24 protein-coding genes and 2 pseudogenes are annotated in these 25,891 nt (G+C 68.9%); 18 read left to right on the plus strand and 8 right to left on the minus strand.

Annotated features, from left to right (window positions below):
• Positions 1-1,343 precede the first annotated feature (1,343 nt).
• The 3 genes and pseudogenes from ACFWI8_RS11945 to ACFWI8_RS11955 form a co-directional block, all read right to left on the minus strand.
• Positions 1,344-1,793, minus strand: a pseudogene (locus tag ACFWI8_RS11945) (Scr1 family TA system antitoxin-like transcriptional regulator); the annotation flags it as partial.
• Between the two features lie 397 nt (positions 1,794-2,190).
• Positions 2,191-2,526 carry a YnfA family protein gene (locus tag ACFWI8_RS11950; protein WP_387089017.1) on the minus strand — a complete coding sequence of 112 codons (336 nt, stop codon included), beginning with the start codon at positions 2,524-2,526 and terminating at the stop codon, positions 2,191-2,193.
• Positions 2,527-2,575: 49 nt separating this feature from the next.
• Positions 2,576-3,376 (minus strand): MerR family transcriptional regulator, encoded by an 801-nt coding sequence (locus ACFWI8_RS11955; protein ID WP_387089020.1) that lies wholly within the window; start codon positions 3,374-3,376, stop codon positions 2,576-2,578.
• Positions 3,377-3,570: 194 nt separating this feature from the next.
• Here ACFWI8_RS11955 and ACFWI8_RS11960 point away from each other — a divergent pair, with 194 nt between their 5' ends.
• The 3 genes and pseudogenes from ACFWI8_RS11960 (at position 3,571) to ACFWI8_RS11970 (ending at position 5,254) form a co-directional block, all read left to right on the plus strand.
• Positions 3,571-3,816 carry a hypothetical protein gene (locus ACFWI8_RS11960; RefSeq protein ID WP_387089023.1) on the plus strand — a complete coding sequence of 82 codons (246 nt, stop codon included), beginning with the start codon at positions 3,571-3,573 and terminating at the stop codon, positions 3,814-3,816.
• Between the two features lie 136 nt (positions 3,817-3,952).
• The gene (locus tag ACFWI8_RS11965) at positions 3,953-4,156 is read left to right on the plus strand and encodes a hypothetical protein (protein WP_387089025.1); all 204 of its coding nucleotides are present in this window, start codon (positions 3,953-3,955) and stop codon (positions 4,154-4,156) included.
• Positions 4,157-4,383: 227 nt separating this feature from the next.
• A pseudogene (locus ACFWI8_RS11970) lies at positions 4,384-5,254 on the plus strand (IS5 family transposase).
• 139 nt (positions 5,255-5,393) lie between these two features.
• Here the strand turns inward: ACFWI8_RS11970 and ACFWI8_RS11975 are convergent.
• The 4 genes from ACFWI8_RS11975 to ACFWI8_RS11990 form a co-directional block, all read right to left on the minus strand.
• A complete protein-coding gene (locus ACFWI8_RS11975; RefSeq protein ID WP_387089028.1) occupies positions 5,394-5,591 on the minus strand; it encodes a hypothetical protein in 198 nt (65 codons plus the stop codon).
• A 2-nt stretch (positions 5,592-5,593) separates the two neighbouring features.
• Positions 5,594-6,724, minus strand: coding sequence for a helix-turn-helix domain-containing protein (locus ACFWI8_RS11980; RefSeq protein WP_387089031.1), 1,131 nt, complete (start codon positions 6,722-6,724; stop codon positions 5,594-5,596).
• Between the two features lie 164 nt (positions 6,725-6,888).
• Positions 6,889-7,155 (minus strand): hypothetical protein, encoded by a 267-nt coding sequence (locus tag ACFWI8_RS11985; RefSeq protein ID WP_387089034.1) that lies wholly within the window; start codon positions 7,153-7,155, stop codon positions 6,889-6,891.
• A 781-nt stretch (positions 7,156-7,936) separates the two neighbouring features.
• Positions 7,937-9,364 carry a hypothetical protein gene (locus ACFWI8_RS11990; protein ID WP_387089037.1) on the minus strand — a complete coding sequence of 476 codons (1,428 nt, stop codon included), beginning with the start codon at positions 9,362-9,364 and terminating at the stop codon, positions 7,937-7,939.
• An 84-nt stretch (positions 9,365-9,448) separates the two neighbouring features.
• Here ACFWI8_RS11990 and ACFWI8_RS11995 point away from each other — a divergent pair, with 84 nt between their 5' ends.
• Positions 9,449-10,042, plus strand: a complete 594-nt coding sequence (locus ACFWI8_RS11995; protein ID WP_387089039.1) for an HAD family hydrolase — start codon at positions 9,449-9,451, stop codon at positions 10,040-10,042.
• Here ACFWI8_RS11995 and ACFWI8_RS12000 read toward each other — a convergent pair.
• Positions 10,032-11,474 (minus strand): transcriptional regulator, encoded by a 1,443-nt coding sequence (locus tag ACFWI8_RS12000; protein ID WP_387089042.1) that lies wholly within the window; start codon positions 11,472-11,474, stop codon positions 10,032-10,034. The two genes, ACFWI8_RS11995 and ACFWI8_RS12000, sit on opposite strands and share 11 nt — an antisense overlap.
• 266 nt (positions 11,475-11,740) lie before the next feature.
• Here ACFWI8_RS12000 and ACFWI8_RS12005 point away from each other — a divergent pair, with 266 nt between their 5' ends.
• The 14 genes from ACFWI8_RS12005 to ACFWI8_RS12070 all read left to right on the plus strand — a co-directional run bounded on the left by ACFWI8_RS12005 (position 11,741) and on the right by ACFWI8_RS12070 (position 25,688).
• Positions 11,741-12,226: an ATP-binding protein gene (locus ACFWI8_RS12005; protein ID WP_387089194.1), complete on the plus strand. Its 486-nt coding sequence runs from the start codon at positions 11,741-11,743 to the stop codon at positions 12,224-12,226.
• A gap of 254 nt (positions 12,227-12,480) precedes the next feature.
• Complete coding sequence (locus tag ACFWI8_RS12010) at positions 12,481-13,800, plus strand: hypothetical protein (RefSeq protein WP_387089045.1); 1,320 nt, start codon at positions 12,481-12,483, stop codon at positions 13,798-13,800.
• Between the two features lie 128 nt (positions 13,801-13,928).
• Complete coding sequence (gene tgmA / locus ACFWI8_RS12015) at positions 13,929-14,234, plus strand: putative ATP-grasp-modified RiPP (RefSeq protein WP_387089048.1); 306 nt, start codon at positions 13,929-13,931, stop codon at positions 14,232-14,234.
• Positions 14,234-15,325 (plus strand): MvdC/MvdD family ATP grasp protein, encoded by a 1,092-nt coding sequence (locus ACFWI8_RS12020; RefSeq protein WP_387089051.1) that lies wholly within the window; start codon positions 14,234-14,236, stop codon positions 15,323-15,325. The genes tgmA and ACFWI8_RS12020 overlap by 1 nt, the downstream gene beginning before the upstream one ends.
• 2 nt (positions 15,326-15,327) lie before the next feature.
• Positions 15,328-16,071, plus strand: a complete 744-nt coding sequence (locus ACFWI8_RS12025) for a hypothetical protein (protein WP_387089054.1) — start codon at positions 15,328-15,330, stop codon at positions 16,069-16,071.
• A 46-nt stretch (positions 16,072-16,117) separates the two neighbouring features.
• Positions 16,118-16,942, plus strand: coding sequence for a hypothetical protein (locus ACFWI8_RS12030; RefSeq protein ID WP_387089057.1), 825 nt, complete (start codon positions 16,118-16,120; stop codon positions 16,940-16,942).
• Positions 16,929-18,278: a tetratricopeptide repeat protein gene (locus ACFWI8_RS12035; protein WP_387089060.1), complete on the plus strand. Its 1,350-nt coding sequence runs from the start codon at positions 16,929-16,931 to the stop codon at positions 18,276-18,278. The genes ACFWI8_RS12030 and ACFWI8_RS12035 overlap by 14 nt, the downstream gene beginning before the upstream one ends.
• A gap of 44 nt (positions 18,279-18,322) precedes the next feature.
• Positions 18,323-18,964, plus strand: coding sequence for a hypothetical protein (locus tag ACFWI8_RS12040; RefSeq protein WP_387089063.1), 642 nt, complete (start codon positions 18,323-18,325; stop codon positions 18,962-18,964).
• 91 nt (positions 18,965-19,055) lie between these two features.
• On the plus strand, positions 19,056-20,102 hold the full coding sequence (locus ACFWI8_RS12045; RefSeq protein WP_387089066.1) for a type II CAAX prenyl endopeptidase Rce1 family protein: 1,047 nt from the start codon (positions 19,056-19,058) through the stop codon (positions 20,100-20,102).
• A gap of 100 nt (positions 20,103-20,202) precedes the next feature.
• Complete coding sequence (locus ACFWI8_RS12050) at positions 20,203-21,057, plus strand: hypothetical protein (RefSeq protein WP_387089069.1); 855 nt, start codon at positions 20,203-20,205, stop codon at positions 21,055-21,057.
• A 95-nt stretch (positions 21,058-21,152) separates the two neighbouring features.
• Positions 21,153-22,271, plus strand: a complete 1,119-nt coding sequence (locus ACFWI8_RS12055) for a methyltransferase domain-containing protein (RefSeq protein ID WP_387089072.1) — start codon at positions 21,153-21,155, stop codon at positions 22,269-22,271.
• Positions 22,272-22,339: 68 nt separating this feature from the next.
• Positions 22,340-23,794 (plus strand): endonuclease/exonuclease/phosphatase family protein, encoded by a 1,455-nt coding sequence (locus ACFWI8_RS12060; RefSeq protein ID WP_387089074.1) that lies wholly within the window; start codon positions 22,340-22,342, stop codon positions 23,792-23,794.
• A 366-nt stretch (positions 23,795-24,160) separates the two neighbouring features.
• Positions 24,161-25,444 carry a methyltransferase, FxLD system gene (fxlM, locus tag ACFWI8_RS12065; protein WP_387089077.1) on the plus strand — a complete coding sequence of 428 codons (1,284 nt, stop codon included), beginning with the start codon at positions 24,161-24,163 and terminating at the stop codon, positions 25,442-25,444.
• A gap of 19 nt (positions 25,445-25,463) precedes the next feature.
• Positions 25,464-25,688 carry an FxLD family lanthipeptide gene (locus ACFWI8_RS12070; protein WP_387089080.1) on the plus strand — a complete coding sequence of 75 codons (225 nt, stop codon included), beginning with the start codon at positions 25,464-25,466 and terminating at the stop codon, positions 25,686-25,688.
• The last annotated feature ends 203 nt before the right edge of the window (positions 25,689-25,891 follow it).

The raw sequence follows: 25,891 nt of genomic DNA on the forward strand, positions 1-25,891 counted from the left end.
CAGCCGGATACCCGACAGGCTGGACCGCTTCCGGGCCCTCTGTGGCCGGTCCCTACAGTCGATCGGCCGAGTGCAGCGCCCCGTGTACCCCGACGAACGCGCCCCCGCCGCCCCCCTCCCGCCCCATCAAGGCGAAGGGCGCGAAGAAGGGGATGTCAGCGGGTTCCCCACAGCGATGCGACCGCCTCACCGCAGGTCACAGGCCCGGCGCGCGGACAGCCGCCCGACACGCCCGCAACCGTCGGTGCAAAACCAGCTGCACTGCTCGTGCAACCACAAGCACAGCCCCAGATGCAACACGGCCGTCGGTGGCAGGGGTGCTGTCCCGCCCGCCGGCGGTTGGGGCTGGAGCTGCCGAGACCGTGGTCAGGGGCCGTCCCGACGACCCTCGGCTTCTCGTTCAACTCCGGACCGCCTGGCGGTCGCTGGCCGCTAGACTGCCACCGTGTCCCTCCCCCCTGGCACCGGGCGGAGCCCCTTGCTGCGGGCGGCGATCGCCGACCTCGTCGGCAAGCAGCCAATCCTGGTGGTCGCCACGACGGTGCAGGCCTACGAGGTGATCGACGGCCTTCAGTCCCTCCGTGCGATCACGCGCTTCCTCCATGCCAGGACAGGGACGGGCAAGACACAGAGCTCGGTCGGCGCCGCGTTCTCCGCGAGCCGCGCTAGGGAACAGCTCGCTGAGCTCGAACTCACGCTCCAGGACAACCAGGTCGCGGCAAGGCTCCGCGCAACCGCTGAAGACGACACGGGCCTGCCCTCAATCGTTGCGGAGACGGATCCGGAACACTTCACGGTACGACCCGCCGCAGGGTTGCTCACGCTCTCTCAGCAGGACATCGCTGAGGTCGTCGAGGCCTGGCGTGTCATCTGTCGCCTGGCGTGGGCACTAGTCGAACAGCACAGCCTCCCGGATCCCGTCTGGCCTCAGGGGCACTGCCCGGTCCCCCTTGAGACATCACCATGCGGAGTGCTCCGCCGCGCGGCACCACGTATCCCTCGAGCTCCTGGACGGCCGGCCCACCCACCGGTCCCGTCCACTGCGGGTCTGCTCACCGTTTGACTCACACAGCAGACGGTCAGGCCCCGTTCTTCGCTATGAGGTCTTACTTCCGTGCTGATCACGCTTTACGCGCACCTGCCGTTTTGGCTGCGCCCCATCGTCGACCTGGGCATCCTCCTTCCCCTGTGCTTGTGGTGGGGGCGCGCCATCGTTCTATGGGCCAGGCGGCTCCGGACGCGGTTTCGTCACCGCGTTCGTACGGTCCTTCTGCGCCTGCTGACTGACCGGCACGAGGGACCTGACCACCCGGCTCGTCGGGACTGAGGGCTTGGGGTCGCAGGAGTGCGTCGATGGCTTTGACAATGAGCACGCGGGCGTCGCTCCCATAGACGGCGAGCCGGCGCAACTGCTCGAAGGCCTTGAGGTAGAGGTCGATCTCGCCCGCCTGGGTGATGTTGACCTGGGCGAAGACGAGTTCTACGGAGACCAGGCTGTCGTCGTAGATGTGGAAGGTCTCCAAGGGGCGGATCGACCGGGCGCGGGCGTGGTGAGGGATGACGCCGAGCGCGACGGCGGGCAGGGCACCGGCGGAAAGCAGGCAGCCGAGCTGGGCAGCCATGGCGTCGGAGTCACCGATCTGGTGGTAGAGGGCGCCTTCCTTGAGGAGCAGGACGAAGCGGTGCCCCCGCTCGTGGATGATCCGGGAGCGCTCGACGCGGACGGCCGCAGCCGCAGCGCCGTCGTCGGGGATAGGCAATAGCTGAGCGCCGTCGCCTCTCACCTGCTCCGCTCCCAGTTTGCACGAGCTGATCAATCTCGCCTTGCCATGCTCGCGTCCGTGACCTGAGAACGCGGCCCGGGCGGCATGCCTCGCGCGGCGACGAACTGAGCGGCGGCATCAACCTGGTCCTTGCTCGTCTCCTCCATGCACCACCACGAGCTCCCTCTTCTGCCGGTCGCTATCGCCCTCGCGAACGCAACGCGTGATGGTGTGATCCGGCTACCCGACCACAGGCACTGTGACTGAGCGTTTTAGTTGGCGGGTTGAGCGTGAGGTGCGCAGGGGCGAACACCGGCGTTCGTCCGCCAGCCCGTCAACCTGCTCGGCCGCTGCTCCTGCACTCTCCCGAGCTGCCGCAGGGGCCCTGCGCCTGCTGTGCGATGGGACGCGCCGCAGGAGAGGGAGGTCAGCTCCCGCGTGGGGCGTACATGATGACGGCCATGCCGGCCAGGCAGACCGCGGCGCCGATCAGGTCGTAGCGGTCGGGGCGGTAGCCGTCGGCGATGACGCCCCAGGCGATGGAGCCGGCGACGAAGATGCCGCCGTAGGCGGCGAGGATGCGGCCGAAGTTGTCGTCGGTCTGGAAGGTGGCGACCACTCCGTACAGGCCGAGGGCGATGACGCCGGCGCCGCCCCAGATCCAGCCCCGGTGTTCGCGCAGCCCTTGCCAGACCAGCCAGGCACCGCCGATCTCGAACAGGGCGGCAACGGCGAACAGGGCGACAGAGCGAGCGATGAGCACAGCGGGTCCTTCGGAACAGGGGAAAGCGGGCGGGGTGTGGGTGGTGGGGTCAGGCGGCCTGGCCGAACAGCTCGGCCAGCAGGCCAGCGCCCTCGGCCGGGGCGCGCACCTCCAGGTGGAGGTCGGGCCCGTCGAGGTGCAGACGGAAGTCGAAGAGCGCGCAGCAGCCCTGCTCGGCCGCCACCAGCCCGGCGACCGCAGAGGCCCGCCCGGCGGGTACGGTCAGCCGAAGCCCTTCGGGGATCTCGCGGCGGCGCGCGCCGGCAAGGGCCTGGCGCCAGGCCGCCACGCGCTCAGCCTTCTGCCCGCCCGTGAGCGAGCACGCCACCGGAGCGGTGCGCCACCGCTCGGCTTCCTCCTCGGCCGCGCGGCGGCTGGGGACCAGCGCCACTTCCACCGGCCCCGGCCGCTGCCCAACAGCATCCGGCCGGGCGGCGGGCTGGGCGGGGGTGAGGAAGCCGCACTGCGGATCGCACCGACCGGTCCGGTCCGGCAGCGCGTCCAGGTGCGCAAGCGCCGCCCGTAGGGTCGCGGTGAACGCGGCCAGCTCCGTCGCCCGCTCCTCGGCCGCCGCCAGGCGGGCGGCGATCCTTGGCCGCAGGTCGGCCTTCACTTCGGTACAGGCACCGGACTCCCAGACGCCCAGCAGCTCGGCGATCTCCTCCAGCGCGAGTCCCAGGTGCTTGGCCGCGCCGATGAACGCCAGTCGCTCCACCGCGTCCTCGCCGTAAAGGCGGTAGCCGGAGGCCGTCCGGCTGGCGGGCAGCAGCCCGGCCGTCTCGTAGAACCGCAGCGTGGTCGCCGGAACGCCCGAGCGTTCGGCGAGCTGGGAGATCCGCATGGTGTCCATACGGCCGACCGTAAACCTTCGACCCGACTCGAAGGTCAAGCCCGCCGCGGTGCCCCTCACGGCGGCAAAGGCAGGGCGCTCAATCCGCCAACTGTCACGCTCACTCGCCAACTAAAACGCTCAGTCACAGGCACTGGTAGACCTCGGGCGTGGCGGCCTCCCCATCAATTCGAACAAGTGATTGAATAAGGGGCATGGTGAACCCTGGCTTCCCCGACGACCTGGTCCGCGATCAGCACGCCTGGAACCACGCCTACCTGCAGTTGGCCGCCTGCCAGCCCGAGGAGCACGCCGTGCTGCGCCGCAGGCTGCTCCACCTGTCCTGCCGGATCGCCTACCACCCCCACTGGGCCAGACGCCGCTCGCCAGCGGGCTGGGCTGAACTGCGCCGCCACGCACGGCAGCACCAGGTCGCCCAGCACCTCACTCGGGTAGCGTGAGAGCCATCGAGCCAGGCGCAGACCCTCGGCGAACTGCGCACCGCGGTCATCGAGAACTGCGAGGCCCCGACCGTGTGGCAGCTCGCAGACGCTCGGCCTGTCCAGCGTCTCCACTGGCGTGCACCACCTGCGGCGGATGGAGGAGCAGGGCCTGGTGCGCCGTACGGCCGCCGCCGGCTGCTACCTCCCCGCCCGCTCCGAAGCCATGATCCAGCTCGCGATGACCGACCTCATGGCCCGCCGCCTCACCGACGAAGCCACCATCACCTGGCGCGACCCCCGCATACCGGGATCAAATCTGCAGTGCGGGATAAAACATCGGGAGAAAGCGACCTCTTAGAGGTCTTTTTCTCCTTTTATAGTCGGCTATTTCCTGGTTTTCGCGGTGCGGGATTGTGGTGCTGCTGGGCGGTGGTGCGGGTCTGGCTTGGCGGTTGGGTGGGGTGACGGGTGAGGTGGGGGTCGGCTTGCGCCTGTCTCATCCCAAGGTGTCCGGAGCGAAGGTGTGACTCCGCCCGCGTGTCCGCACGCCTGGGCGCTCTCACCTGCTGGCGGTATGTCCAGGTCATGGCTGAGCGTCGCCTCTATCCCAGTGATTTGTCCGATGCCCGTTGGGCGTTGATCGAGCCGGTGCTGACCGCGTGGCGGGTCGAGCGGCGCCGGCACGCGCTGAACATCGCCCGCCAACCGGAGCATGACCTGCGCGAGATCATGAACGCGATCCTGTATGTGGATCGCACCGGCGTGCAGTGGCGCTACCTCCCGTACGACTTCCCGCCCTGGGAAACTGTCTACGGCTACTTCGCCAAGTGGCGGAAGGACGGCGTGTTCGCCCAGCTCAACGGCGTGCTGCGACGGCTGTTACGCCTCAAGGAGGGCCGTGACGTCGAGCCGTCCGCAGGGGTGATCGACGCGTAGAGCGTCAAGACCGCCACCACGGTTCCCGCCTCCAGCCAGAGAACCGACGCCGGAAAGAAGATCGTCGGCAGGAAGCGGAGCATCGTGACTGACACCCTCGGTCTCCTCCTCGCCGTGCTGGTCACCGCGGGCCAGCGTCCAGGACTCCACGGCCGGCGCCCGGCTGATCGACGACGTGGTGGTCAACCATCCCACCCTCCGCAAGGTCTGGGTGGGCGGCGGCTACCGCCAACACCTCGTCGAACACGCCGCCACCCTCGGCATCGACATGGAGATCGTCCAACGCACCCCCGGGACCAGGGGATTCACCCCACTGCCCAAGCGCTGGACGGTCGAGCGGACCTACGGATGGCTCATGCTCCACCGCCGCCTGGCCCGCGACTACGAGACCCTCCCCGCCCGCTCCGAAGCCATGATCCACCTCACCATGACCGACCTCATGACCCGCCGCCTCACCGACGAGACCACCACCTCCTGGCGAGACCCGACACCACCGGACCAAGCGCGCATCACGGGATAAAACATCGGGAGAAAACGACCTCTCAGCTCCAGTCACGGAACGCTGCCCCGGAGTAATTGTCTGTATTTGGCGACTTCGGCGCCAGACCTCTGCACATGCCGTCCGCTTGAGGGCTGGCGATCTCCTCGCCTGCGGCTCGTCATGCCCGGGGGCTGTGTGCGAGGGAGACGCGATCGGTCGCGTCGTGCCAGCGGCGGTAGAGCTCGGCGAGTTCGTCGAGTGCGGTGGTGGTCCAGGTGTCGTGCTGCTTTGCCACCAGACGGCGGATGGCCTGGTTGATGTCGGCGGCGCAGAGCGGGTGTGTGCTGGGCGGCGTGGTGATTGTGGATGGGGGCATGGCTATCCGAAGGCTTCTGCTCGCGGGCCGGTTCGAGGGCCGGCGGTGTAGGGCGGGGTGGTGGGGTGGGTGGCGGCCTGCCACAGCGGTCGGATGGCGGCCGGGTCGCCGCGCAGGGTGGCGACGAAGCGCTGGACGGTGTGCCAGTCCAGGGGGCGGGTGCCGTGGAGCAGCGCGGTGATGTCGGCGAGCTCGAGCTGGCCGTCGCTGGTGTCGTGGATGGCGTCCGGGTCGGGGCGCCAGGCGGCGAGGTGGATGCCGCGTAGCGCGGCGTAGAAGGTGTCCGGGCCGGCGGTGGTGGGGGTGGCGCCGTGCTTCCGGGCGCTTTGGGCGGCGCGGCGTTCGGCCTCCCACAGCGGGCGGATCTCGGTGGGGTCGCCGTCGCAGCCGGTGGTGATTTTCTGAGCGACGGTCCAGGAGGGGCAGCGGCGGCCGGAGAGGATGTGGGAGATGTAGGAGGGGGAAACGCCGGCCCTCTCGGCGAGCTGCCGGTGGGTGGTGCCGGCGGTGTGCTGGAGGTAGGAGAGGGCTCGGGCTAACGCTGTCGTCGGTGGTGGGGCGTCGGGCTTCCGCCGGGCCGCTGCCGGCGTGCGCTTGCGCTGGCGCGGGATGGCCGCGGGCCGCGGGGCACGGGCTTTGACGAAGTCGATCCGCGGCCTGGACGGCCGCATCTCCAGGCGCCGGTCGATGAACCCCTCCGGCCAGCGTCGACGCACCGTCTCTTCGGACACGTTCACCGCCCGGGCGATCGCGCGCACCGGAACGTTCCGGTCCCGCGCCTGCTGGATGGCCGCCGCCTTCACGTAGGAGAGGGTCATCACGATCTCGTCGACCAACACGGCCGTGCGCAGCGGCTGCTCCCGGGAGGCCTGCGGGCTGGCGCTGACGATGTTCACGATCTCGGAGAGCTGCTGGGCGAGGTCCAGGTTCTCGCCGACCAGCTGCCGGAGCTGGTCGGTGCGGCGGTTCGCGGCGCGGGCGCGGTGCAGCGTGGGGCCGGAGCGGTGGAACTCCTTGCGGCAGTCGTCCGAGCAGTACTTCTTGGGACGGCCGGGACCGGGGTCGTGGTGGACCATCCGTCCGCAGTCCGGGTTCTGGCAGGGCGTCGCCTGCCGGGGCGGCTTGGGGGCCATCGGGCTTCCTTGAAAGCGAGTGGGATGTGGGGTCGAGGACGCTGATTTCGTCGGGGTCCCGGATCGTTTGCGGGCCGTGGGGGGACGAAATTCGTGCTGATGCCGGTGCCTGCGGAGCGCCGGAGCGGCCTGAAGACCGCCCCGGCGAAGCGAACGAATGGCCGTCAGGTCAGCCTGGCGTGGCGGAAATGCACGTGCGAACGGCGGCTGCCGAGAAGAACGGCGGCTACGATGCCGGCCACCTCCGGCTCCAGCGCCCCGTGGATGAGCACCACCGGCATCACCAACAGGCCAAGGAACGCCGCGGCCTGCACGTTGACTGCCCTGTCACTCCACTCCCAGGTTTCCCGGCCACCCGGCCGCGGAATGGTAGTTTCGTGCAGCCGCAGCCGCCGAACTTCGGCGCTGCCGCGAATTCGATCAAGAGGCAAAGCCCCTCCTTGGTCGAAGGACACATGTGATGAAGAGGAAGGGGCCTGGCGGGCCGTCAACCTGTGCCAGGCCTCCTCCTGTTCCGTAACGCGAGACGCTACCTGTCCAACAGTCGGCTAAGCTGAGATTACTGGACGTAATCAACACCGCCGCCCAACTGGCCGAAGAATTCCGCTTTTCGCTCTTCGTCCGAATCGGATTACGCCCAGTAGGGGCATATTCCGATCGGATGGCGACCGGAATTGACAATCGCCCTGGTAGCGCGACTATCGGCACCGCCGGGCAGTGGGTGGCGCCGATCTCGGAATCTCACACTGAGTGAGCGCAAGATCACATAAGGCTCGTGTGGGTGGTGTCATCTCCCAACGGCCGCCACAGCGAGCAACCGTCTCGACTACCGAGCCTGCTGGTGCTCCTCTTCGACCAGGTCGTCGCACAGCCCGACCAGCTCCCACGCCTGCTTCTGGAGTGCCTCGACGAGGTGCTCCAGCACAGGGGCCGCGACGCGCAGCTGGCTGATCGCGTCGAGGTCCGGCCCGCCACCGGTGCTCGGTCACACGAGTCTGGGTTAACCGCAGCGCGGCGGCCTTCAGCCGAGCGAGGTGGACGCTCCGCTGCGGCGTCACCGGGGCCGCAGCGCCGGCCGGGCGGGGCGGGACATCGCCGGGGCAGCCGACCACCGGGCGCCCAGGAGCCGCAGGACCTGGTCCCTGCTGTATCGGAGCGAGCCGCCTCGTCCAGCACCAGGGAGGTGGCCTGAGCGAGAGCAGAGCACGTTGGTCAAGGGCGGTTGTCGAGCTCGTTGAGCCGACGAACGAAGGACTGAACAGTCGAGTCCCTGCGTTGGGTTTTCAACTCGGAACGCAGTTCGGAGAGCAGGCCGATGATACGGGCAGAGGTGATGTCCGGTAGGCGACTGAGAGCTCGTTGGCCGGTGGCGACGGCTTGGTCGAGGTCACCGACGTGGGCATGGGCAAGGGCGAGCCAGGCGCCGTGCCGGACGGAGGAACGTCGGTTCTCAGAGGCGTCGTCTTGAGCTCGGGGACTGAGTAGCGGTTCGGCCTCTGCGACGAGGCGCCGTTGGCGCGCGGGAACCGGGATCCTGCGTGCGAGGTCGACGAGACCACGGCCTGCGATGGCGTCCATTTCGGTGGCAGTGACGTAGGAGGCCCATGCCGGCGGGGGGGCGGCGTCAGATGTTGCTTGGTCGAGGAGAGCTAGGGTTTCGTCTCGCGCCCGCCGGAAACCGGCGAGATCACCCGCTGCGGCGTAAGCCAGGCCGCTGCGTGCGTGAACCAACGCACGGATGGTCGCGGGGGCAGCGGAAGCTGTTTCTTGGGCAGCAGCAGCCAGTTGCAGTGATTCAGCCGTGAGGCCAAGCGTCGCGGCCTGAGTAGTCATGAGGCCGAGCACGCTGGCCATCAAGGGGCGGTTGTCGCTGGCGTGCGCAACGCGGAGCGCGATCAGGTACCAGCGTTGCGCCTCTGGCTCCTCCATGGCCTCGTGCGCCATCCATCCTGCCGTCTGTGCCAACCGTGCACACACGGTGGCCAGCCGACGACCAGTAGCCGAGTCGTATCGATCGCGCTGCAGCATGCGAGCGACCACGGTGAACTGATCAGTGACGAATCCCCGCGCAGCAGCACCCTCTTGGTCATCGAGCCGCTGCGCACGGGCGGCGGTGTCCTCGACCAGAGCAATGAGAGATTCGTCGACATGTCCGCCCATGCCTGCTGAGAAGAGCAGAGGATGGGGTTGATCCAACAGTTTCCACACGGGAGTGGTCAGCGCGGCACCGGTCACGGTAGCGAACCCGCGCCGCGTGAACATCTCCACCGCCCACTGTTTCGGAAGCTCGTTCTTCCAGGGTAGGTCGGCGGCGCGATCGACGCTCAGTTGCTGTTGCTCCGCCGTGTGGGATGCTTCAGCGGTGGCACGCACGGGCGTCTTCACGGCAGGGAGCCCAAGCTCGCTGAGCGGCCTGTCGAAGTACGCGGCGATGAGCCTGCGAGTCTCAAGGCGCGGGGTGGCAACGCCTGCCTCCCACTTGCGGTACTGTCGAGCACTTACCGTGATCTTCAGGTCGGCACCCTGATCATCGAGCTCGTGTCCCAGCTTCGTGAGCTCTCGGGCGACGTCTTCCTGAGTCAGGCCGAGGCGCACTCGAGCGTCGTGCAGAGCGTGATTGGGCTGCGCAGGCTTCGCCATCGGCGTCTCTACTTTCTATTCCTTCCTCAGTGGAAGACGGTAGCCGTAATGTCAGGGAAACGGCAGCCAGTGAAGGGAGATGGAGTGGATCCACAAGTCGAGACCTACGAGGCGCTGATCGTGGATTGGGATGGCAGCCTCGTGGACTCGCAGGGCCTCAACTACCGCTCGCTGGCCACTGCCCTGTCACGCAGTCACGGCATCGCCTTGCAAAGGGAGTGGTACCAGCAACGCCTCGGCACCTCAGGCGACGAGCTGCTCGCCGAACTGGGGCTGGGCTCGGTGGACCGCCAGCGGGTGCTGAACGAGTGGGGAGAGCTGATCATCCAGGAGGCGGCGACACTGCACGCTTTCCCCGTCGTGCTGGGGTGGGTCGAGCGCGCCCGGGCCGTCGGCATACCGCGAGCGATAGCCTCAGGCGGAGGGCCGGAGGTCGTGCGGGCGGGGCTCGCGGCCATTGGTCTTGCCGCACTATTCGACGCCGTGGTGACCCGGGAGGCGGTGCTGCGCGGCAAGCCCGCGCCCGACCTGTTCCTGACAGCCGCAGATCGCCTGGGCGTCGCTTCGAACCGCTGCCTCGTCATCGAGGACGCCGACGAAGGGCTCGCTGCGGCGGCCGCAGCAGGCATGGACGCCGTGGACGTGCGGTCCTGGGTGGTCTCGGAGTTCATGTCGTGAGGGCGCGAATCTCCTCACCGAAGTCCCGGACACTCGGCAACGCCGGATAGGTAGACAACAGACTCCTGCCCAACTGCCGAGCACGGTCGTGGATGGACTGAACTATCCGGTCGCCGTCAAGGGCCTGGTGGGCCACAGCGAGCGCCGCCTCCGGATCGCCGAGCGCCGCCTGGCTCAGTGCGAGGTCGAGCCGAGCGATGGCCAGACGAGTCGGCGCCTTGTTGGGTTCCGGAACTGCCTCGTACAACTCGATGGCGCGCTCGGCAGCTTCCCGTGCGCGGTGGTGTTCACCCAGCCAACCGTAGGAACTCGCGTCATAGGAGTAGATACGGACCGCGTCGACGGACCACAGCCCCGCCCCATGCAACGGGATGTGGTCGCGGTAGCCGTGTGCGCGGCGCGCCGCCTCGACGAAATCTTCCCTGTTACCCAGTCGGGCTTGGGCACGGGCAAGTTGAGCTGAAAGACGAACGACGGCATTGCCGTTGCGTGGTGCGACGGTCAGTCCACGGGTAGCCGCGGTCAAAGCATCCAAAGGTCGGCCGGAGTAGAGCGCGTCGGTACACCGGACGTCCTCGGCCCAGGCACAGACCTCGGGGGAGTCGGCCTGGCGACCGTGCTCCCAGGCGTCGTCACAGAGAGGGCCAACGAGGTCTCGGCGTCCAAGATCGTGCGCGAGCCATGCGAGCACGACAGAGAGCATGCCGGCCTGGTGCGCTAGTTGCCGCCCTTGGGACAACGTGTGCCGGCTCTCAAGGAGCTGGGCAGCACGCTCGCGGTGTCGGCCGGTGATCGACCACAGCTCAGAAGGGTAGTGGGCGGGATAGGTGGCCCCCAGTTGGTGGACCGCCAGCTCCAGCTCTTCTATGCATCGGTTGGACACGTCGGTCGCTGCGGCACGACGGGTATAGGCACGAATACCTTCGACACTGTCGGTGGAAGCGAGGGCTGACAGAGCCGTACCGCCGAGGAGCGCGACGAGAGAACGACGGTTCGTGGGATCACCTGCCTCGGGAGGCGCCACCGCTGCGGTGGTCGCTGGGGGTTCGTCTTGGGAGCCTTCTTTCCTATCGAGTCGTACCCGATCTGCAGCCCCGCCAGCGATCTCATCGAGGTCGCGTCCACGACGGTCGCCGGTAGAAGCCCCACGGACGAACCCTAGCTTCCCGATAGGCACTCCAAAGAACTTCTCTAGGACGGTCCTTGTGGTAGGCCGTGGAAAGGCCGGCAGCGGCCCTTCCCACTTGCGATACTGCCGAGGGCTGACGCTGATCCGCTCACCCAGAACACCCTGAGCGTGCAAGTGTTCGGCGAACGCAGTCAGGTCCGACGCCATCTCTTCCTGCGTCCTGTTCAGCAGCTCGCGCGCCTTGCGAAGGCTCTCATTCCGCCCGCTGGCCACCCGTTCACCACCTGACATGCCGTAGTCCAAACCTGTCTTCGCCAACGCCAACTTACTCGCGCGGGGTTGTGCCACGGGCTTCAGGAGAGGCGGAAAGGGCCGCTAAAGAGGCCGGTGAAAGGGCCGGTGGAGAAGGGGGACGGCGGAGAGGCCGCCCAAAGGACCTGGTTGGCATGTTGCGGAGAGGATTCACTCAGATCGAGCGAGGAGCCCTACGAAGCGACTCGCTCCGCCACTGCAGTAGCACTGGCGCCCGTGTGTCTACATCCGCAAGCCCGAGAACCGAGGCGATGGCGATGCTTGTGACAACCCCACAGCAACCCTTCCCCCATGGTGCTGTCGCGCAGCCGATACCCCACGAGGGTCGCAGCGGGAACTACGTCGTCATTTCGCTGCCGGCGTGCCCGGACAGCGGTCGCCGGGCTCGGGCCGTGGTGCGCAATGCCCTGGAGAGCTGGGGGCTATCCCGGTCCCTGGCAGATGCCGAGCTCGTGATCACTGAATTGGTGGCCAACGCCGTGACTCATGGGGCACCAGGACGCTCCGAGGGGGCCACGGTGGTCGTAGAGGCTCAGCGATCTGATCGTGCGCTTCGTGTGGCGGTGACCGACGACAGCCCGGACGCGGTGCCGATGGTGCGTGCCGCGGGCGTGGACGAGGAGTCCGGTCGTGGCCTGCTGCTGGTGACAGAGGTGAGTAGCGCATGGGGCTGGCGGCCGGTGGCCTACGGCAGAAGTAAACAGGTGTGGGCGGAGTTCGAGCTCGACACGAACCCGTCGTAAGACGGCCGTTGAGGCGTCGTTCTGGATTGATCGAAGCGCCCCGGATCCAACCTCCCCTCGCGGCGCCTCAACGGCTTCTTCTCTTTCCCCGGCCCGTCTCGTTCGGGCCTCGCTTGGCTCACTCGCGCGGTTTGGGTGGGGGCGCCCGCCGCGTGAGTGCGATCCCGCCCCCTGTCGAGGTGGTGCAGCCCTTGGCAGGGGAGCGGGACCTCAACTCTTCCTTCGTATCTTGATCCGATTCCCGGAGAGCGGACGTGACTTCCCCCGACGAGAACCACTCAGAACCCGCAGCGGCGGCAACCACGCTCGCGGCCAGCTACCACGGGCTGGCGCCGGAGTCTGCGCTGTTGTATCGGCAGATCGGGCTGCTGCCGCCGGTCGCCCTGGAGATGGGGGAGCTGGTGGCGGCGAGCGGGATGCCGGACCTCGCCGAGCCCGCTGTCGAGGCGCTGGTTGGGTGCGGGTTGCTGCAGCGTCAGGAACGGAGCGGCGGTTCCCCGGCCATCCGGATGAACCGGGTGGAGCGCGAGCACGCGGTCGGCCTGGCGGAGCGGCAGGACGGGCAGGAGGAGCGCGGAGCGGTTGTGCGGCGGTGGGTGGAGTACCTGCTGGCCGGCGCGCTCACGGCCCGCGAGGTCCTGGCGCCGAGCATCCCGCCCGAGCGCGTGGCGTATCGGCATCCGCTACCGGAGCCGCGGGTCGTTCCCGCCGAGCCGGCGGAGGCGTTGGCGTGGTTGGCGGCGCACCGGGAGAGCGTCGCGGCGGCCGTGCCGGTGGCGGAGAAGGCGGGCTGGCCGGAGCTGGCGTGGCGGTTGCTGGTGGCGATGCGGCCGCTGGTTCAGCGGCGGCGCGACGACGTGTTCTGGCTGCCGCTGTTGGTCGACCACGGACTGCCGGCCGCTCGAAGCGCCTTGGACGACCGCGGGGAGCGGCAGCTGCTCGTCGTCATCGGGGAGGGGTGGCTGCGCGAGGAGCAGCCTGCGGAGGCGATGGCCTGCTTCGAGGACATGCTGGCGAGCGCCCGCCAGCATCAGGACGAACGCGATATCGCGCGGGCCTTGCTCGGGATCGGCCAGGTGCAGTGGAGCTCGGGACGTCCGCGGGCCGCGCTGTCGCCGCTGCGGCGGGCCGCAGACATCTACGGTGCCCTGGGGGACCGGCATGGTCTGGGTCGGACACTGATCCTGCTCGGCGACCTCGCGGCCACCTTCGGCGAGCCCGACGAGGACGTGCTGCTGCTGTCTCGGGCGGTCGATCTGTTGGGGGAGTGCGCCGAGCAATACGACCGGGCCAGGGCGCGGGCCTACCTCGGCCTCGCCCACGCCCGGCGCGGCAATCACGTCGCGGCCTCCAACTCTCTCCTGCAGGCGCGAGCTGAGTTCGCCGAGACCGGCGCGATGTGGTGGGAGGCCCGCTCGGTCGACTGGCTCGCCGCGGCGACCCGCCGCCAGATCGGGGACGGGGCGCGGCACCTGCTCACCGAGGCGTGCCGGCTGTACGAGCTCGCCGGCAGCGGCCAGGACGCCGCCCGCCTGCGCGCGATGAACGCCCGACGCGAGGCCGCGCACACCTGACCCACGCGGTCGAGCACGGCAGCTTCCTCGACGCCACGCGGGCTGGTCACGAAGACCGGCCGAGCCGACTACGCCCTACTTTCCAGCTTTTTGTAATAGTTCGAAATAGTTTGGAAGTTTTGATTCAGATGAGTATGACCTTCGAATTCCCCTCCGAGCTCGACGTCGAGGTGCCGCTCGACGTCGAGGTGCCGCTCGGCGTCGAGGTGCCGGGCACGCGTCCCTTCGGCTTGGACGCGCTGGTGCGGCCGGACGGGCACGCACCTGCGCTGGGCGGTGTCGTCACGGTCGATCCGGTCACGCAGCTGTCGATGGTCGACGGGCGCGTGTGCCTGGAGTTGCCGGAGGTGTGGCAGGTGACGGCGTCGACCGACACCAGCGCGTCCCCCCGGGACGGCATGGAGGACCAAGACGAAGACACCGGGCGCTGCTGATGAACACCACGACCGCATCCACTCGATGTAGGACGCCGCGCCTGCTGGTGGTCACCGCCGCGTTGGACCCCACCGCCGACCTGGTGCTGCGCGAACTCAACAACCGCGGCGTCGAGTTCTTCCGCATCGACCTGGCCGACTTCCCCAGCCGCCTTCGACTCTCGACGCAGCTGCGGCCGGATGGCCGCTGGGGCGGCACCCTGACCGATGGCCGGCGAGAGACCGACCTCGCCGAGCTGCGCGCGATCTGGTGGCGCAAGCCCGCCGGATTCGGTCTGGCCGAGGGCATGAGCGATCCGGAACGCGACTGGGCCGAGAAGCAGGCGAGAGCTGGGCTGCTGGGCCCGCTGAACTCCCTGCCACAGGTGGCGTGGATCAACCGGCCCGAGAACAACCAGAGGTGCGACAAGCCGCGCCAGCTCGCCGCCGCCGCGCAACTCGGCTTCGCGGTGCCCGACACCCTCATCACCGACGACCCGGCCGAAGCCGCGGCCTTCGCCCAGCGACACCAAGGGCACGTCGTCACCAAATCCCTCAGCGGCCTGGTCTACGAGGAGGGCGACGAGCGCGGCGGTCTCTACACCTACCCGGTCCCGGCTGAGCAGGCGGGCAGCGAACGCATCGCGTTGACGGCGCACTTGTTCCAACGACGGATCGTCGATAAGCAATACGAGATCCGTGTGACCGTGGTGGGTGACCGCGTCTTTCCGGTCGAGATCCACGCCCCCGAAGGAGCCGGCCGCCTGGACTGGCGCCGCGACACGCCTAACCTCGCGTACCGAGGCACAGTGCTGCCGTCGCCGATCGGCGAGCGCATTCTGATGCTGCTGCGCCGATTTCAACTGAGATTCGCCACGCTCGACTTCATCGTGGACTCGCGCGGCACTCACTACCTCGTCGACGTGAATCCCAACGGACAGTGGGCCTGGGTGCCGGAATTCCGGCAGCGCATACCGACCGCTTTGGCTGATCTGTTGGAGAAGGAAACGCGGACGTCGCCCGAGCGAGATGCGTTCCCTCGCGCACGTCATTTGGCGATTGTGGGCCGTGATGCTCTCCCACCGGCACCATCTTTGGGCGGTGCGGTGTGAGCGTGGCGGTGGTGCGTCCGCCGGCGCATGCCAGCCCCTTGGAGATTGCTCATGGATACTCTGGCCGCGATATAGCACGGATTGCGAACTGGGCAGTATGGCGGGCTAAGTGCTCGGCCTTCGACTCCTGGTATCAGCGCGAGATCGCCTGGTCCGCCATCGCCGAAGCCCTGTGCACGCTAGACGAACGACCAGAGGAAAAGGACCTCTACTTCGTTGGTGTCCAGGCCATTTACACCGAGACCCGAAGCCTTAGCCGTGCGGCAGGCATATCGCAGTCCGACAAGCCCATCACGCGGTTCGCTGCCTACTGGTTGGCGATCGGGCGGCAGTGGCACGAAGACGATCCCGTCACCGAGCGGATCGCGGCCATTCAGGTGTACGACGGGCTTGATTACGCGGATCAGTGGACGCTCTGGGCGCTCACCAGAACTGAGGATCGAGCCGAGGCCGCACAACTGTTGAAGACCACCCTGGGCGCGTTCAATAAGCGGCTGGCGAAGGCGCGCAAGGCGGCCGTCGAACTCTGGTTCGCCCCCGAACCCGTACCGCGCAGAATTCCGTGGCATCTCGAAGGTCCGAGAAAGAGCGGTGGACTGTGCGGCCAGCAGAAGCACGCAATGGATGGAGAGAACGTCGGTTTCCGACGTAGCCGTTCCGGCGCGAGGCACCGCTACTGCCGGGCCTGCCACGCGGAAGGAAAGCGGCGCAGGCGGAGAGCCGCTACGGCATTAGCACCCTCGTAATCGTCAACCGCAGGAGTCAGGAGATGGGGAACCCGTGGAGCCCGTGATGACGCCGGCCACCGTCATGCTCGACACATCCGTCACCCGACGCGCTCGCGCGAAGAACACCAGAGCGAGCATCAGACCCGTTCACCACCTGGACTTCGACCGCATTCTGATCAGGGCCGCATGGGACCGCGGTGGCGGTGCACGGACGGCCAGGACCCGGCGCACGCCGGTGCGGTCGCGGATGCCGGCCGCGCCGGTGGAGGTCCTGCGTCACGGGGGCCTGGTGCCGACCGCCCGCTACCCGGGCCATCCGCATCGGCTGTGGCCGGCTCGGTGCGTGGACTGCCTGTTGCCGCAGGAGGTGTCCGTTCACCTCGTGGCCGGCGGCTACCGCTGCGGGCACAGTCGGCCGCTGGGCCAACAGGGCTTAGCCGAGGTGGCGTTACGCCGCGACACCAGACATCTGCGCGCCATGAACCGGTTGCTGGCCGCGCGGTACGAACCGGTCGTCCCCTATCCCGGTTCCCAGCAGGGGTGGCCGGCGGTGTGCATCAACTGCGGTGAACTGCGCTTCCCACAGCCCTCGAATCACCGGCGGATCAAGCCCTGTAACCACGTGCTGACCCCGGTGACTTCCGCAGAAGCCGTGATGGAACTGGCAGCGGCGGACCTCGTGCCGCTGGAGCCCTACCCGGGACACATCCACGACTCGTGGTGGGCGCACTGCCGCCAGTGCCACCTGCCTTTGCATCTCACGCTGACCCGCGTCCGCGCGGGGTGGCGCTGCGGCCACTCCCGCGTCCACACCTGGCGGGTGCCGGCCGCTCTCTTCCCTTCCGAACTCAAAGGTGCCGTTCCGAGGCTCGACCATGACTGTTCTTGATCACGTCTATCAGCAGCTCCCCGCCATCGCCCGCCGGGCCTACCAGGTGCTCGGGGTGCTCCCTGTCCTGCCGAGCTTCGGCGTCGCGGAGATGGCGTGGGCGGCCGGCATGCCGCTGGCGACGACCATCGACGCCCTCAAGGACCTGGCCAGCCACGGCCTCGTCGAGCGCCGCGACCCCGACGCCGAACACGACGACGTCCAGGAGGCCGGCGATGTCACCTGCGGGCGGTTTCGTGTCCCGGCCGGCGTCCTCGGGCACGCCATCGGCCAGGCCGAGACCCTGGGGGCCCGGGACCGCGCTTCCACGTTGCGGAGGTGGCTGGACCACCTGCTGGTCAACGCCACCACCGCCGGCGCCCTGGTCGCCCCCAGTCACCGTGCCCTGGAGCGTGACTACGCCGGCGAGCCCCAGGCGGTGGACTTCAACGACCAGACGCAGGCGTGGGCGTGGCTGGAGACGCACCTGCCCAACCTCGTAGCGGCGGCCCGCACAGCCCACTGGAACGCCTGGTGGGGGTACGCCTGGCAGCTCGTCGACGCCTTGAAGCCTCTCGACCGGCGGCTCCAGCGCGACGACCAAGGGGCGAAGCTCTACCTGGACATCGCCGCGCCGGCCGCCCGATCCCTCGGCAACCAGCAGGCCGGACGGCGGATGGCCACCGCCGGCGCCGCCGCGCTACGCCGACTTGGCCGCTACGACGAGGCCCGCGTGCTCCTGTACCGCGTGCTGCACAACGCGCGCACCGACGAGGACCAGCAGGCTGAGGCCGAGGCCCTTCAAGGGCTGGGTGACATCGCGCGGGCCACGGGGCAGACGAGCGAGGCTGAGGCCCTGCACCGCAAGGCCCTCACTCTGTGGGAAGAGACCGGAACCGCGGTGGACGCCGCCCTGGCCCGTATCCGCCTGGGCGACCTCGCCAGCGACCTGGGCGAGACCGCGGCCGCGCACGACCACCTCGCCCAGGCGCGCGACGAGCTCCTGGCGGCGAACAACACGCACGAGGCTGCCCGGGCCGCCTCGTTCCTCGCCCGCGCCCACAGCCAAGCCGGCGAAGACGACCAAGCCCACGCCCTCCTTCGCGACGCGGTCGGCGAGTTCGCGGCGTGCGGCAGCGTGCTGTGGCAGGCCCGTGCCCTGGAATGGCTCGGCGACCTCCACCAGGAGCATGGCCGCCAGCAGGAGGCCCGCGCCGCGTACGCCGAGGCATTCCAACTGCACGACCGCCGCTCCCCGCTGGATGCCGCACGCCTGGCCCGCCTCCTGCGCGAACTCGACCGCTCCGCGTCCGCCTCCGCCGAGGCGCCGGCAGGGAAGGGAGACACGGCCTCGTGACCGCCCTCGCGCCACGCCCCACTCCTCTCGGAGAGCCCGGGACGGTGGCCATTCCCTTCGTCACTGTCTGGAGCGGTGAACTCCCCGGGCTCTTCTCGGACCTGGTGGCCCGCGCAGACGGTCGCGGTCTGGGCTACCGCGACGAGAAGCCGGAGGATCGGGACGAGCACGGCGTGTTGTGGGCGCGGACCGAGGGCGCCTGGGGTTCGGGGGAGCCGAACCTGAAAGACCAGCACCCGGGCCGTCAGCGGCAGGTCATGACCCACATGTGCTGCCAGATCTGCGCCGGCCCGGCCAGCCGCACCGAGCGCGGCTGGCTCTTCCTCGCCTCCCAGCCACGCCACGGCTGCGCCCAACCAGCGGATGCCCGGCGGTTGGAGCGGGCCCACATCCACAACCCGCCCCTGTGCCTGCTGTGCGCGGCGGTGTCCATCCGCCGCTGCCCCCACCTGCGGCGCGGCTCGGTGGCGTTCCGCGCCCGGCGCGTGAAGGCCCTGGGCGTGCACGGCGTTCTCTACCAGCCCACCCCACACGGCCTGGTGAAGGACCCGAACATCGCGTCGCTGCCGTACACCAGCCGCTTCGTCACCTGGATGCACGCCTCCCAACTCGTCGTCGAAATCCGTCAGATCAGCCTGACCGACATCGACCGCGAACTCGCCGCTCTCGGCTCCACCGCGCCCTGACCACCCCGGCTCCGGTGCACCGGAGCGCACAAGACCGCCACCCCCCCCACGTGTCCCATCATCCATTCCTGTGTAAGGAAGTTGCGTTTTCGTGACAGCAATATCGGTGTCGTCGCACACGACGACACAGCCCCTGCCGACTCGAACGGCCTACGGGTACGTCGCCCTGGCCGCCGCCATCGGCGCGGGCCCGTCTATATGGGGTTCGGCGGTCAAGCTCGCCGCCGCCTACGACTTCATCACGCCGAATGCCTGGACCGACTGGACCCAGGAGAGCATTCCTGCCCTGGCCGTCCTGCTCTGCGGCGGCCTGGCACACGACTGGTGGGTCGCGCGCACCCAGCCCGGCCCCGCTCGCCAGCGGAGCGCCACGATTGGGCTTGTGCTGGTGGGGGCACTGGGCGCCTGCTGCGTCTCCGGCTGGCCGTGGGACACCCCCACCGCGGCCGGCGTCGGGAAACTCCTGACGATCGTCCTGCTGGGGTGCTTCGCCCGGGAACTACTGCTGCGCCACGGCATCAAGCCCAGCAGGACCGGACTGGGCCTCGGTCCGGCCGCCGATCGCGAGTTCGTCACCGCGCTCGCCGCCGGCGTCACGCTCATCGCCGTGATCCTGACCTGCACCCAGATCAGGCTCTACCTGTTCGACTACTTCCCCGTCTACGCGCCGGGGGCCAGGGGCTTCGGCAGCCCCTTCCAGGAAACCGCGACCTATGCCTGGACCAGCGTGGTCGAGGAACTGCTGCTATGTGCGGTGGTCGTCACCTTGCTGGCCGCCGCACGCCGCCCGGTGTGGGAGTGGCTGTTGGTGGCCGCGGTACTGCGCCTGATGCCCCACCTCTACCTCGGCCTCTCCGCCCTCGACACCCTGCTGCTCGGCGCCGGCGCGGCCTGGCTCTTCTACCGCTACCGCGACGTGCTGGCCCTCATCGCCGGCCACTTCACCTACAACACCGTCGTCATGGACCTTGTGTCGCCGACGATCACTCCGGCCGACCTGCGCGCACGCTGGGTGGTCGTCGCCTTCGCCTGGATCGCAGTTGTCCTCGCGGATGGGCTGGTGAAGACCACCCGCCGCTTCTCCCCAGCCCGTGCTGAGCGCGATCACCTGGCGATGACCACCTTCCCCCACAGCTAGCACCGCTGCGGCCGGCCGCCCCCCCTACCGGCGGGTGCCCCTGTCGAGCTCACCCGTTGTGTGTCGCCAGCAGCCCAGCGCGTCGAAAGAAGCAACCGCGATGAACGAAATCTTCGCCACCGTCATCCAAGCCGCCATCGGCCGCTGGCAGACCATCACCCAGATCACCAGCCGCGCCGACTCCGAGGTGTGGCGCGCCACCCTGATCAACGGCGTCCAGGTCGCCGTCAAGATCACCATAGGTCCGGGGAACGAAGGGCTGGTGGCGGCGCGCGAAGCAGCCGTGATCCGCGCGGCCGGTGCGAGCGCCGGGCGGGTGCTCGCCGGAGGAAGGCTGATCGAGGGCGGCTCGTGGCTGGTCACGCCCTGGTGGCACGGCCCCACCCTGGCCGACCAACTCGCCGAACTGCGGGGGAAGGCCGCTGAACGAACCGCACACCGCGTGGCAGCAAGGGCGGCGGCGCAGGCCGCTGCGGCTTTGGCTGATCTGCACCAGGCCGGCTGGGTACATGGCGGGGTCCGTGCCGAGCACTTCATCCACACCGCGCACGGCGTGCGTCTGGTCGACCTCGCCTGGGCCCGGGGCCCGGCCGGCAGCCTCCCAGCCGACCTCGACTTCCCCTACATCGGGACGCTTCACCGCCTCGACGCGGCGGAGATAGCCCGCCGGCTCAGGGCGAACACGCTCGTCACACCGACACCCGAGGGCGATGTGCACACCTTCGCCAGGGCGTTATGGCACTGCTGGAGCGGCGCCTGGCCGACCGACCCCGAGGCTGATGGTGCGGTCCCAGGCAAGGGACGCCGGGCGGTCGATCCTCTCGGTTGGCCGGGGTTCGAAGTGGCGCTGGAGACCGCGCTCGCACCCGAGCCCGACGTGCGTCCTACCGCGACCGTGCTGGCGGGCGCACTGTCCCTCCTCGCCGAACTCGAAGCAGTCACCCGTACCCCTTGATGGCCCTCACCTGTCCGCTTCACCCCCCAGGCCGCCGGCGCCTCCCGCACCTCGGCCACCGCCGGCCCGACACTCCGAAAACGAAAGACCATGCGATGACCTCTCTCGACGACCTGCGACAGCGCCACGACCTGCAGATGCAAGCGGACGGTGACTGGCCGGCCGACTCACCCTGGATCCGCGCAGCCGTCGCGGCCACCCCGCGAGACCACTACACCCCCGACCGCGTCTGGGTCGTGGAAGGCGGCAGGTGGGCGCCCGTCGACCGTGACGCCGATCCGGACCGGTGGGCCGCCGCCGTCTACGCCAGCCCCGGGAACTCCACCGTCACTCAGGTGCGGAACAGCACGTCGACGAGCAACGTGATCGCCACGGTCGTGGCTGCCGCCATGCTTGACCACCTCGACCTCGAACCTGGCCACAGGGTCCTTGAGCTCGGCACAGGCACCGGATGGACGGCGGCGTTGATGACGCGCCGCACCGGCCCGGATAGCGTCATCACGCTCGACATCGACGCCGAGCTCACCGCCGGCGCCCGCGAACGCCTGGACCACCACGGGGTGCGCGCCCGCGTCGAGACCGCCGATGGCCTCGCCGGCTGGCCCGCAGGGGCACCGTACGACCGGGTCATCGCCGGTTTCGTCGCACGCCGCATCCCCTGGGCCTGGATCGAACAGACCCGCCCCGAGGGCCTGATCGTCACCCCCTGGGGCCAGGGCCTGACGACCCTCATCGTCGACGAGGAGGGCAGCTCCGCCACCGGATGGATCCAGCAGGCCACCCGCTTCATTCCCGACCGCCACACCCTCACCGTGTCGCGGACCTGGCACCAGATCCGCGACGACGGCCTCGCTGACCACCAGCGGTCCTTTGACCGGGACCTCGCCCAATTCCAGCACAATGCACACCTGCTGTGGGCGCTGTCGGTACTCCTGCCTGAGGTGTGGATCAGCGCCCACTCCGATGCCCGCGGCCTCCTCGTCACCCTTCACGACGGCGACGCCTCGTGGGCGCTCCTCGCCGCGCCACCGACCGGCGAAGCTGTCGCGTTCGAAGGCGGCCCTCGGCAGCTCGCCGCCGAGGTCGAAGAGGCATGGGACGCCTGGCTGCGCGCCGGCAGTCCAGACATCTACTCCTTCGGCGTCACCGTCACGCCCGACCAGCAGTGGGTCTGGTGCGGCGACCCGGCGAACGGTCCCTGGGACCCCCGCTGAACCGCGTGTTCGCCGGCCGGGCCTTGCAGACATCTCTTACAGACCTCACCGCCAGGAGGCCAGCCCCTGTGGAACCCTCGCCGACGGCGACGTACTGCTCCACCAGCCGAGCCCTCCACACCCCCACCAGGGTGCCGGGCATCGACATCGACTCGATGCCCGAGGCGCAGCTGTGGGCCTTGTTCCGCAGGCATCCCGGGCTGCTGGGGCATCGCTTCGCGCCCTTCGCCAGCTATGTCGATGGCTACGACCTCGGTGCCCGCCGCCACGGCAGGGGGCTGGGCGAGTGGCGGGAATGGCTGCGGGATCTGCGAGGCGCGGACTGCGCCTACGGCTGGCGAGGCGCCGTCGCTCACCTCGCCGGACTTCACTGCGTCGATCTCCAGCGCCTCACGGCCGAGCAGGAGGACCTGCTCATCCGCAAGGCCCTGGAACTGCTGGAGCGGTGCGCGACCCAGCCGGCGGCCGCACGACTGCCCGTCGCCAACGCGGCGGCCGGCTCAGCGAGCCGGGCCGGTCGGCCACCAGCGTCGACAAGCACCACACCGGCCAACGCCACCACGACGCCCCGCTACTCAAGGGAGATCACTGACATGACGACCCCGGCCACGACGCCGCCGAACCCCGCCGAGGAGGTCACCGTCGTCACCTGGAACATCGAGGGCAACGGCCTCGACGCCGACGGCGGTAGCGAGCGCCGCGACCTCGCGCTGAGCCTGCTGGAGGGCCTTCGCCCGGACATCCTGCTGCGGCAGGAAGAGACCAAAGCCGCGGACAACGACGGGCGGCTGCTGCGGGAGGAAGCCGAACGCCTCGGCCTCGAAGCCGTCCTCGCGCCCCAGACCACCGACAGCACCAACCCCACCGCCGTCCTCTACCGCGCCGAGCTGTTCGAGAAGATCGACGAGAAGCTGTGGCAGACGGCCATGTGGAAGCCGTTGAGGATCCCGATCCTCCGCCTGCACGGCACCACCACGCCCGTGGCCGTCGCATCCATCCACCTGTGCCACTTCAGCCCCGTGCTGCGGCAGATCACCGCAGAGCGGCTGACCACGCTCGCCGACCACAACGGATCCGCCCTCTTCGGCGGCGACTTCAACTCCTACCCGGCCTTCGACCCCCCGACGACGCTGCCGGACTGGACCACCGTGAGGGACTCGGTGCACTACCAGCACCGCACGGTGTGGATGGGGGAGAGCCGTGTATCGGACAGCGAGCCCGACCGCATCCTTGCCGGCATCACCCCCGGCGGATCTGCCCCCTTCCGCGAACTCGGACGCCACGCCGCCGTCGAGCTCAACCAGCCCCAGGCGCTGAGGCCCACCGCCACCCTCTGGCGCAACGAGGAGCAAGGCGGACCCCAGCGCATCGACCGCATGTACGCCACGCCGAACATAGCGGAGGCGCTCACCAGCCTGACCGTCATCGACACCGAACCGGCCAGCATCGCCTCCGACCACGCCTGCGTCGTCGCGACCTTCGACAAGCGCAAGCTCGAACGCGCCCTCACCCCTGCGGCATGAGCGAGAGAAAACCCTCCATAGAAGGGATCAAGCCAACGCAGATGACGGCCGGCGTCACTGTGTTCGCCTCACGTCGGGCACGACAAGCATTCACGGGGATGCGAAGTGTGGCGAGAAGGCGGCGCGGTTCGTGACCGCCTGACTACACTGCGGCTATCGCTCGTTCCTGGTCTCACGAAAGTGCCCAGCAACGGCGAGGGACGGGCCATAGCGCCCGCTGCCATTGACGCACGCCGGGCGGGCGTGAGCCCACCAGCCTTTTGGCGACCACCGGCTCGACGAGGTTTCCGCAGCGTCAGGCAGACCACAGTGCGCGCGCCGTGCGGTGAAAGCAACAGGTGCTGGATCAAGAAGGGAATAGCCTTTATGAGCGAAGTAACCGTCGATGAAGACTGTGCTAGGCAGCTGCGGGAGAAAGTCATCGACGAGCTCATCGCGAGCGGCGACATCGTCTCCAAGCACGTTGAGACGGTAATGCGACAAGTCCCTCGGCACGCTTTCGTGCCAGAAGCGACGTTGGAAGCCGCCTACAACGCCTTCACCGCCGTGGTGACCAAGAGGAACGAAGACGGGGGATCGACCAGCTCAGTCTCCGCGCCCCAGGTCCAGGCGATGATGTTGGAACAAGCCGACGTCCAGCCTGGCATGCGGGTACTTGAGATTGGCTCCGGTGGCTTGAACGCCGCGTACCTCGCGGAGCTGGTCGGGCCCAGCGGCGAGGTCACCACCGTTGACATCGACCCGGACATCGTGGCTCGCGCCGAGCGCCTGCTGACCGCCAACGGCTACCCGCAAGTCCGGGTTGTGCTCACCGATGCCGCCGGCGGTGTCCCTCAACACGCCCCCTACGACCGCATCTTGGTCACAGCCGGAGCCTGGGACGTTCCGCCCGCATGGTTCGAGCAGCTGACCGACGACGGGCGGTTGGTGGTGCCGCTGCGGCTCAGGAACCTCACCCGCTCCATCGGCTTCCAGCGCACGGGCGACCACTTCGTCAGCGTCTCCTCCCGCATCTGTGGCTTCGTCCCCATGCAGGGGAAGGAGGAGCGCGACGGGCAGGCGCTGTTGGTCAACGGCACCGAGGAGATCCGCCTGTGGTTCGAGGACGGCTTGCCCGAGGACCCCAGCCTGCTGGACAACGCTGTGCGCACCCCGCGCGCCGAGGTGTGGACGGGGGTGACAGTCGGACGCACGGAGGTGCTCGACACCCTCCAGATGTATCTGGCCACCGTCCTGGAGCACTTCTGCACCATGTCCGTCGACCCCGACCTCGACACCGGCCTCGTGGCCCCGAGCAACAAGTGGTTCTCCCTTGCAGCCGTCGACGGGCCCGACTTCGGCTACCTCACGGTGCGCCGCACCTCGGACGAGAACCAGGTTGAGTACGGCGCGCACGCGCTCGGCCCCACGGCGCCGGCCTTCGCCCAGAAGCTCGCGCAGCACGTTCAGACCTGGACGGCCGAGCACCGCGGCGGCCCCGGACCGCACTTCACTGTTCACCCGGCCGACGTGCCCGATGACCAACTGCCCCACGCGTCCCTGCGGCGGGTCATCGACAAGAAGCACTGCCGGGTCACCCTCTCCTGGAACACGGCCGCGACCGCGACCGGGAACCAGGGCATCCTGCACCAACACACCACACAGGTATAGGTAAAGGAGAGTGAGCACGATGCCCGACATCCACACCTCGGCTGGCGCCCTCGCGTTCGCCGAACCACCGGAGGCCGACGAACTCCTCGACGACGAGGACTTCACGCTGAACGTGCGCGTCGTCGTGGCAACCTACCGCAACGGCAACAACCAGTGCTCCACGAACGACGGTTGCGGTCAGACCTGCGAGAACGGCGCCAGCGCCTGCAACTCCTCGATCGACGACCCGGACCACAGCCACTGACCTCTTACCGCCTGGTGCCGTCGCTCGACGGCACCGGGCGGTGCTCCACAGCTGTCGTTGCCTGATCTCTTCACGACCGCTGGTGGGGCGGGGGGCGGGGTTGCCCCGCCCCCCCCCCCAGCCCGGGGTTTTTTTTTTCTAGGGGGGGGGCAAGCCGGGGTTGCCCTAAAACGGTCAACAACACGGGGGGCGGGACGGCCACT

Origin of the sequence: Streptomyces sp. NPDC127098, from assembly GCF_042722465.1 — a bacterium.
Taxonomy (GTDB): domain Bacteria; phylum Actinomycetota; class Actinomycetes; order Streptomycetales; family Streptomycetaceae; genus Streptomyces; species Streptomyces millisiae.